The organism is Oleiphilus sp. HI0086 (assembly GCF_001635225.1).
The window spans coordinates 1-1,209 of sequence record NZ_LWFZ01001057.1 but is presented as its reverse complement, the minus strand read 5'-3'; the positions used below and the strand labels follow the sequence as shown (position 1 = coordinate 1,209).

At 43.6% G+C, this 1,209-nt stretch carries 1 protein-coding gene and 1 pseudogene; both read left to right on the top strand.

The window, feature by feature from the left end:
- Positions 1–136 precede the first annotated feature (136 nt).
- The gene (locus A3756_RS18915) at positions 137–733 is read left to right on the top strand and encodes an HAD family hydrolase (protein ID WP_068508120.1); all 597 of its coding nucleotides are present in this window, start codon (positions 137–139) and stop codon (positions 731–733) included.
- 169 nt (positions 734–902) lie between these two features.
- Positions 903–1,209, top strand: a pseudogene (locus tag A3756_RS18910) (hypothetical protein); the annotation flags it as partial.

The following is a 1,209-nucleotide window of genomic DNA, read 5'->3' as shown; positions in this document are numbered from 1 at the left end:
GTTTTTTGCGTGGCGAGAGCCACGCTTTTTGTTTTCTTTGGTCTTATGAATATATCTTCAGTACACTCTTAGCTCTTAGTCTTTGATTTCAAAATGGAGCGAGTCAGTGAGTTGCTTGAGGAGAATTCCACGGTGTGTGTCGGAACAGATTAGAGCCATCATTTTTGACCTTGATGGAACGCTGGTCAGCTCGAGTCTCAACTTTGACCGAATGCGAAAAGATGTGGGTTGCCCGCCTGACGAAGATATTTTGGCCTACATCGATGCCCTGCAAGGCAAAGATAAAGAAGCGGCAAATGCCATTGTTTATCAACACGAAATGGCCGATGCGCGATCAGTTGAACTGCTTCCTGGAGTAGAAAGTTTGTTTGAACAGCTTTCTATAGGAGCATTAAAAACTGCGATAGTGACTCGAAATTCAAGAGAAGCAACTCGTCGTAAGTTAGAGCAAGTGGGACTACAAGTTGACACGATATTAACCAGAGAGTGTGCCCCTGCAAAGCCTCACCCAGGAGCCTTGCAGCAACTATGTCGTGAGTGGCAACTCAAACCTTCTGAGGCGGTGTATGTGGGTGATTATCTGTACGACCTATTAGCAGCAGAACATGCTAACATGCATTCCTGTTTATATGCTCAAGATCACTTACCTGATTATGCTGAAAGGGCGGGCTTTGTGTGTAATGACTACGCATCTTTTTTCGATTTATTAGCCTCCTATATAGAAAAAAAATAAAGACAAACGCACCTGTTTGCTTAACTTTGCTTATCTTGCGAGATTGATCTGAATCAATCTTGGATAAAGAAGGCGAATAGGTGCGACAAAATGTCACTTCCTCCATAAAACCTCATCGATATACTCACCTCCAATCGAATCATAGATGAGGTTGAATGAGTGTGTTAGTGTGAGAGTAAATCAAACTTTTCGAAATATTTCGCTATCAGGGAAAACTTGTATTGGTAGTAGTCTCTTGGGCGCTAGCCTTTTGTATGCACTTCCCGCTGTTGCAGACATGGAAGCAAAGCCAGCGGTTGAGCAGCTAGATACGATTAGTGTGACAGCAAATAGAAACGAAGAGTTGACCTTGGATGTGCCCGCCAGTATCGCCGTTAAGGATAGAGGCTCTGTTGATCTTGACCAGGCTAACTACCAAAAAGACTTGTTTAATAGCATTGCAGGCGTTCGTATTACACAGACCGGTTCAACCTTGG